Source organism: Curtobacterium flaccumfaciens, from assembly GCF_013359815.1.
Taxonomy (GTDB): Bacteria; Actinomycetota; Actinomycetes; order Actinomycetales; family Microbacteriaceae; genus Curtobacterium; species Curtobacterium flaccumfaciens.
The window spans coordinates 221,766-229,062 of sequence record NZ_JABMCF010000032.1 but is presented as its reverse complement, the minus strand read 5'-3'; the positions used below and the strand labels follow the sequence as shown (position 1 = coordinate 229,062).

The window sequence follows — 7,297 nt, the reverse complement described above, 5'->3', positions numbered from 1 at the left end:
TGACGATGTCGAGCTTGGCGGCGCCCTTGGAGACGACGCGGTCGAACGACCAGGAGCCGTCGGTGGCGACCGTGTGGGTGCCCGGGACGATCTGGGTGCCGCTCGGGTTGAGGACGCGGAAGGTCGCGCCGGGGGTGGCGGCGCCGGTGATGTGGTTCGAGATGCCCGCGGTCACCGTCTTCGTGGTGACCGTGACCGGCTCGACGGTCTGCGCCTCGGCGTCGAACGCGATGTTCCGCATCACCGACGTCCGGCCGTCGGCGGTCTTCTGCGTGAAGGTGAGCTCGTACCCGGCTGCGCTGGTCAGGTCGGCCGAGGCCTTCCATGTCCCGACGCCGGAGCGGGTACCGGTCACCGGTGCCGTGAAGAGCTCGCGGCCGCGCTGGTCGGTCGCGGTGATCGTCGCGCCCGCCTCGGCGGTGCCGGCGAAGGCGCGTGCGCCCGGCGTGTAGGTGTTGTTGTTGGCGAGGCCGTCGACCTGCAGGAGGCGGGGGAGTGCCACACGCTCGGACAGGGACGAGAAGCCCTTGCCGTCGAAGCCGACGTTGGCGATCTCGAGCTGCTTGCCGGTCTCCTGCGCACGGATGACGTAGCTCCAGATCTCGTTGTGCCCGACGCCGGCGACGACGCGGTCGCCGTCGAGGATCCAGAGCGCCGCAGCGCCGTCCGGTTCGCCGACGACCTGCACCCGGCCGTCGGTGTGGACGTACACGGAGCTCACCGTCGGCTTCGGCACCGAAGTGTCGGTGGGGAGCTGCGCCAGCGGGGCTGCGGTTCGGCTCGAAGGCGTGCCGTCGGCGGCCTTCGCGACGACGTAGACGGTCGAGCCGAGGCGGTCCTGGGGGACCCGGGCGATGTAGCCGGTCTCCTCGAGCGTCGCATCGGCGATCGTGGCACCGGCAGCGTCCTGGACGACGACCGAGTCCACCGAGTCGTCGTACTTGCCGGTCAGCACGAACGAGCCGTCGAGCCGTCGTTCGGTCGTCTGGAGCGTGGGGGCGGTCGGCCCGTCGGACGCGGCCGGCGAGAAGCGGACGTCGCGGAGCTCGTTCGTGCGGCCGTCGGTCGTCGTCTGCGTGAGGGTGATCACGTGGTCGGCGTCGGCGAGGTCGGCATCGGCGCTCCAGGTGCCGGTCCCGGTGCGGGCTCCGCTGACCTCGGTCGTGAACAGGGTGGCGCCCGAGGTGGTGTCCTTCGCGACGATGGTGGCACCGGCGGTCGCGCTGCCGGCGAAGTGGGTGGTGCCGGGCGTGAACGTGTTCTGCTGCTGTAGTCCGTCGACACGGATGCTCCGCGGCATCGGGATGCGCTCACCGCGGGTCTGGGTGCCGTCGGCGGCGGTGTGGACCCGGATCACCTCGAGTCCAGCGTCCTGGTGTCGGTCCTGCACGTTCAGGAAGAACAGACCGCCCCCCCGTGGAGCGGTCGTAGGCGGTGTTGCCGATGACGAGCCAGACGTCGTCGCCGCCGGCATCCCCGACGACGATGCGGGAGCCGAACGGCGTGCTCCAGTCCTGGTGGAACTTCGGGGCTGTCAGCGAGGGATCGACGGGGATGGAGTCGAAGTCGGGATTGGCCTCCTGCGCCGTGGAGTCCGACGACGACGCGGCTGCGGGGGTCGTGGTGGCTGCGGTCGCGACGGCCGGCGTCAGCAGGCCGAAACCGAGTGAGGCGGTCAGGACACCGCAGACGACTGCAGCGCTCCGGAACGAGGTGGATGCCATTGGGGGCTCCTTCTGATGGGGGACTCCCAGTGTATTGACATGTGAAATACACAGCCTGTTCACATCGTGAGTGCGATGACGCCGTGCTCCGGCGCCGATCGCCGCCGGGTACGCTGACGCGGTGCCAGACTTCGCCGACCTCTTCCGCCGACGCGACGACGACGCGCCCGACCTCATCGCGATCGACGGCACCGACCGCTTCCTGCTCGACGAGGCCCCGCATGTGCACGGCGACGCACTCCGGCAGCCCGGCGAGGTCGCGGTCGTCGACGACCGCTACGGGGTGCTGACGCTCGGCCTCATCACGCAGTACGGCGCGAGCGACATCCGGGTCATCCAGGACTCCCTGGTCGGGGAGCGGGCGCTCGAGGCCAACGCCGGCACGTTCGGGCTGCGCGGCTTCCACCACCCCGACTCGCTCGAGGACGCCTTCCGCGACGTGCGGCTCGTGGTGCTGCGGCTCTCGAAGTCGCACGACCGGCTCGACGAGATCGCCCGCGCGGTCGCCCGGTTCGCGGCGCCCGACGTGGTGCTGCTCTGCGGCGGCAACGTGAAGTACATGCACGTGACGCAGAACGACGTGCTCCGGCGCTCGTTCGGCGAGGTCACGGCATCACGAGGCCGTGGCAAGTCGCGACTGCTCATCGCGCAGGACCCGCTCCGCGCACAGGCGAACCGCGCCGCGACGACGAACCCCTGGCCCCGGTCGGTGCACGTCGACGACCTGGGCATGACCCTGGTCGCCCACGGGGGTGTGTTCGCCGGGACGTCGCTCGACCAGGGCACGCGGGTGCTGCTCGACGCGATGGACCAGGCGGTCCCCACCGCGCGCACGATCGTCGACCTGGGGAGCGGCAACGGCGTCATCGCGACTGCGGTCGCTCGTCGGCGACCGTCGGTTCGGGTGATCGCCACCGACGTGTCCCGGATCGCGGTCGAGTCGACGCGCGCGACGGCGGAGGCCAACGGCGTTGCCGACCGGGTGACGGTGCTGCGGACCGACGCGGGCGACGAGCTGGCTGAGGGGTCCGCACAGCTCGTCCTCTGCAACCCGCCGTTCCACGCGGACACCACGGTGACCACGGACACGGCCGAGGCGATGTTCCGGAACGCGGCCACGATCCTCCAGGCCGGTGGTGAACTGTGGTGCGTCTGGAACACGCACCTGCGCTACCGGCCGGTGCTCTCGCGCCTGGTCGGTCCGACCCGCGAGGTCGTCCGGACCCCCAAGTTCACGGTCACGGCCTCGGTCGCGACCAACCGCTGACGGCGAGAGCCGCCCGGGCTGACCCGGACGGCTCTCGCGACGTGGTGCGGTGGGGGACCGATCAGGCCGGCACGTAGTCGAACGTGTCGGGGTCGGGGCCCGTGCGGTGACCCTTGTCGAGGGCCGTGATGTCCGTCATGTCCTCGTCCGAGAGCTCGAAGTCGAAGATCGCGAAGTTCTCCTCGACGCGGGCACGGGTGACCGACTTCGGGAACACGATGTCGCCGCGCTGGATGTGCCAGCGGAGGACGACCTGGGCCGGGGACTTGCCGACCGACGCGGCGACGCGGGTGATGGTCTCGTCGTCCAGGACGAGACCCTGCGCGATCGGGGACCACGCCTCGGTCGCGATGCCGTGCTCACGGTTGTAGGCGCGGAGCTCGTCCTGCGCCAGGTACGGGTGCACCTCGATCTGGTTCACCGCCGGGGTGATGGTCGCCTCGGCGGCGAGGCGGTTGAGGTGGTTGGTCTGGAAGTTCGAGACGCCGATCGACCGCGCGGTACCGGCGGCGTAGAGCTCCTCGAGGGCCTTCCACGTCGGGACGAAGTCCGAGACGGTGGGCAGCGGCCAGTGGATGAGGAACAGGTCGGTGTAGCCGCCGAGCAGGTCGGCCGACTTCTTGCCGTTCTCCAGCGCAGCCTCGGGGGCGTGGAAGCCGTTGTTGAGCTTGGAGGTGACGAAGATCTCGGAACGGTCGATGCCGGACTCGGCGATCGCCTCACCGACCTCCTTCTCGTTGCCGTACATCTCGGCGGTGTCGATGTGGCGGTAGCCGACCTCGAGCGCGGCCAGTGTGGCGGCCTTCGTCTCGGAGGGGTCGATCTGGAAGACACCGAAGCCGAGCTGCGGGATGGTCTTGCCGTCGTTCAGGGTGATGTTCGGAACGGTCATGGTGTCATGCAACCAAACGCCCCTCAGCGCCCATTCCGCCAATACCCAGGAACGGCGACCCCGGGCGCGCCGTTCAGGCGAGCGCAGCCGTGATGTAGGCCTGGAGCGCCTGGCCGTACGCGATCGCCGGGACCTCGGACGCGAAGCTGCGGTCGGCCCCGCCGATCGTCGCCGTCACGGTGAAGACCACGCGACCGCCGACCTGCACGCGGGTCAGTCCGATGAACGACGGCCCGAGCAGTTCGCGCAGCTGGTCCTCACGGGGCAGCCAGAGCGACTCGGTGGCGGTGACCGAGTCGAGCGCCCACTCGGTGGTGCCGTTGAAGCCGAGGATCGTGCCGGTGGGGGAGTCGTGCCGTTCGACGGTCATCTCGGACACCGTGTAGACGTCGTCGTCGATGCCGGGCTTGTCGATCACGAACCGGTCCCCGGTCTCGGGGTGCCAGCGGAGGCCGGCGTCACGGAGGGACCTGGCGAGTTCGACGGTGATCACGTTCCCACCTTGCCCGCGCGACCCGCCCCTGTCACCACCTAGGTTGCCGAAAGCATCCCGTACTAGCATCGCCGAGCACCCCTCGCGCGAGCGCAACCCGTTCGTGCGCGCGACGTGACGACGCCCGGGCAACCGGTGCCGTGCCTCCAGGCCGTGGGAACCGGCCGCGGGTCGGACCGCCGGTCGACGTCCCCGACCGAGGCTGACGGACACCCTGCCGCCGAAGAGAAGGACCCGCATGACCCTCGAACGCGAGGAACTCCGCGACGACTGGACCGTGACGATGGCCGGAGGAACCGGTGCGCCGGACGGCGTCGCGGGCCGCACCATCCCGGCGACGGTGCCGGGTCAGGTCCACACCGACCTGGAGCGGGAGGGGCTGCTGCCCGACCCGACGTTCCACCTGAACGAGCAGGCCGCGAAGTGGGTCGGCCGCGCCGACTGGGCCTACCGCCGCACGGTCGACGTCGACCCGCGGGGCCACGAGCGCGTCGACCTGGTCTGCGACGGCCTGGACACGGTCGCGGAGCTCAGCCTGGACGGCGTCGTCGTGGGCACGACCCGCAACATGCACCGCCGGTACCGGTTCGACGCCCGCGTGCAGACGGGGTCCGGCGGCACCACGAAGGACCTCGAGATCCTGTTCGAGTCGCCCTACCGCGAGGCCGGCCGGGTCGCGGCGAAGGCCGGCAGCATGCCCGGTCCGTACGACGAGCCGTTCCCGTACGTCCGCAAGATGGCGTCGAACTTCGGCTGGGACTGGGGTCTGACGGCGGTCACGAGCGGCCCCTGGCGGCCGGTCGCGATCGAGCGCTGGTCGACCGCGCGCCTGCGCGAGGTCCGCCCGCTCGTCGACGTCGAGGCCGGCGAGGGCGTGCTCGATGCGCACATCACCGTCGAGCGCTCGGGCATGAACGACCTGGACCAGGACGGCGAGGACGACGACCTCGTGCTCGTCGTCACCGTGAGCGGCGAGACCGAGGACGGCGGCACCACGCGCCAGCGGTCCCGCGCGCAGCTGACCCCGAAGGACGACGAGACCGTCGTCACCGTGCGCGTCCCCGAGGCGCGGCGCTGGTGGCCGCGCGGCTACGGTGCGCAGCCGCAGTACGACGTCGTGGTCGAGCTGCAGACCGTCGACGGCGAGGTGCTCGACCGCGACACGTTCCGCACCGGGTTCCGGTCCACCCGCATCGAGACCCAGGTCGACGGCATCGGCCGCCCCTTCGCCGTGCACGTCAACGGCACGCTCATCGACGTCCGGGGCGTCAACTGGATCCCCGACGACGTCATCGTCTCGCGCGTCGACCGTGCCCGACTCGAGTCCCGGTTGGGTGCCGCGGCCTCGCTCGGCACGAACCTCGTGCGCGTCTGGGGCGGCGGCGTGTACGAATCGCGCGACTTCTACGAGGTCTGCGACGAACTCGGTCTGCTCGTCTGGCAGGACTTCCCGTTCGCGTGCTCGGCCTACCCGGAGGTCGAGCCGATCCGCAGCGAGGTCATCGCCGAGGCACGCGACAACGTCGCCCGGCTCGCCCGCCACCCCTCGCTGGTGGTCTGGAACGGCAACAACGAGAACATCTGGCTGCACGACGCCGACGGCTGGGGCGCGGAGCTGGGCGATCGGGGCTGGGGACTCGACTACTACCTCGACCTGCTGCCGACCATCGTCGACGCGGTCGACCCGTCGCGCTTCTACACGGTCGCGTCGCCGTGGTCCGGCTCCGAGTCGCTGCCCGCGAACGAGGTCGACCACGAGACGCACCACTCGTGGGACGTCTGGAACCGGCTGCCCGACACCGCCTACCGCGAGTCGGTGCCGCGGTTCGTGTCGGAGTTCGGCTGGCAGGCGCCGCCCGCCTGGCGCACGCTGCGCGACGCGGTCACGGACGCGCCGCTGCGGGTCGACTCGCCCGGTGTGGTCCACCACCAGAAGGCCGCGGACGGGATGGCCAAGCTGGCCCGCGGGCTGGAGCCGCGCTTCGGCGCGGTCGACCCGGCCGCGTTCGACGCGTGGCACTACCTGACGCAGCTGCAGCAGGCGCGGGCGATCGCGACCGGCATCGAGCACTGGCGCACGCACTGGCCGCGCAACACGGGCGTCGTGGTGTGGCAGCTGAACGACCTGTGGCCGGTGTCGTCGTGGTCGGCGATCGACTCGGCGGGGCGGCTGAAGCCGCTGGCGCACGAGCTGCGCCGCCTGTACGACGACGTGCTGCTGACGATCCGTCCGGTGTCGTCGGTGGCGGTGACGCCGGGTGCGGCCGGTACCGCTGGTGCGTCGGGTGCGGAGCGGACTGGAGGCCCGGATCACCCGGGTGCGTCGCCTGCGGTCGGCGAGACGGCCGACCTGGGCGAGCTCGCGGACACGCTCTCGCTGGGCGTCTCGCCCGGTGCGTTCGGGTCCTCGCCCGTCGAGGTGGCCGTCCGGTCGACCCGCACCGGGCACGACAGCGTGGTGCGGGTGCGCCGGATCACCACGGCCGGCACGATCCTGGCCGAGGCGTCGCTGCCGGTCCGGCTGTCGTCCGCCGGCGTCGCGGTCGTCGCCCTGCCCGAGTCGGTCGGTGTCGTCGACGACCCGGCCAACGAGCTCGTCATCGCGGACATGGACTGGCGCCGCGCGGTCTGGACCCCTGGTCCCGACGCCGCGATGCGGTGGGAGCCCGCGCGCTACCGGACCTCGTTCGCGGTGGTCGACGGTGGTCTGGACCTGACCGTCGAGGCCGACTCGCTCGTCCGCGACCTGCTGGTGCAGCCCGACCGGGTCGCGGCCGGTGGAACGGTCGACCGCGGGTTCATGACGCTGCTGCCCGGCGAGCGGGTGGTGTTCCGGCTCGGCGGTGTGACCGAGGCCGACATCCCGGCGCTCCGTGAGGCGCCGGTGCTGTGGAGCGTCGACGGCGTCCTGCGGTGACCGG

The 7,297-nt window shown here is 71.4% G+C and carries 5 protein-coding genes and 1 pseudogene; 3 read left to right on the top strand and 3 right to left on the bottom strand.

The window, feature by feature from the left end; all coding sequences use genetic code 11:
* Positions 1-1,357 (bottom strand): annotated as a pseudogene (locus HP445_RS04430) (hypothetical protein); the annotation flags it as partial.
* 86 nt (positions 1,358-1,443) lie between these two features.
* Between HP445_RS04430 and HP445_RS04425 the strand changes: the two are divergent.
* Both HP445_RS04425 and HP445_RS19110 read left to right on the top strand, forming a co-directional pair.
* Positions 1,444-1,740, top strand: coding sequence for a hypothetical protein (locus HP445_RS04425; RefSeq protein ID WP_128781505.1), 297 nt, complete (start codon positions 1,444-1,446; stop codon positions 1,738-1,740).
* 105 nt (positions 1,741-1,845) lie between these two features.
* Positions 1,846-2,991, top strand: coding sequence for a class I SAM-dependent methyltransferase (locus HP445_RS19110; protein WP_128781506.1), 1,146 nt, complete (start codon positions 1,846-1,848; stop codon positions 2,989-2,991).
* Between the two features lie 61 nt (positions 2,992-3,052).
* Here the strand turns inward: HP445_RS19110 and HP445_RS04415 are convergent, their stop codons facing one another.
* Positions 3,053-3,883, bottom strand: coding sequence for an aldo/keto reductase (locus tag HP445_RS04415; RefSeq protein WP_128781507.1), 831 nt, complete (start codon positions 3,881-3,883; stop codon positions 3,053-3,055).
* A 73-nt stretch (positions 3,884-3,956) separates the two neighbouring features.
* Positions 3,957-4,376, bottom strand: coding sequence for a hypothetical protein (locus HP445_RS04410; RefSeq protein ID WP_027464885.1), 420 nt, complete (start codon positions 4,374-4,376; stop codon positions 3,957-3,959).
* Between the two features lie 238 nt (positions 4,377-4,614).
* Between HP445_RS04410 and HP445_RS04405 the strand changes: the two genes are divergently transcribed.
* Positions 4,615-7,293, top strand: a complete 2,679-nt coding sequence (locus tag HP445_RS04405; protein WP_128781508.1) for a glycoside hydrolase family 2 protein — start codon at positions 4,615-4,617, stop codon at positions 7,291-7,293.
* The last annotated feature ends 4 nt before the right edge of the window (positions 7,294-7,297 follow it).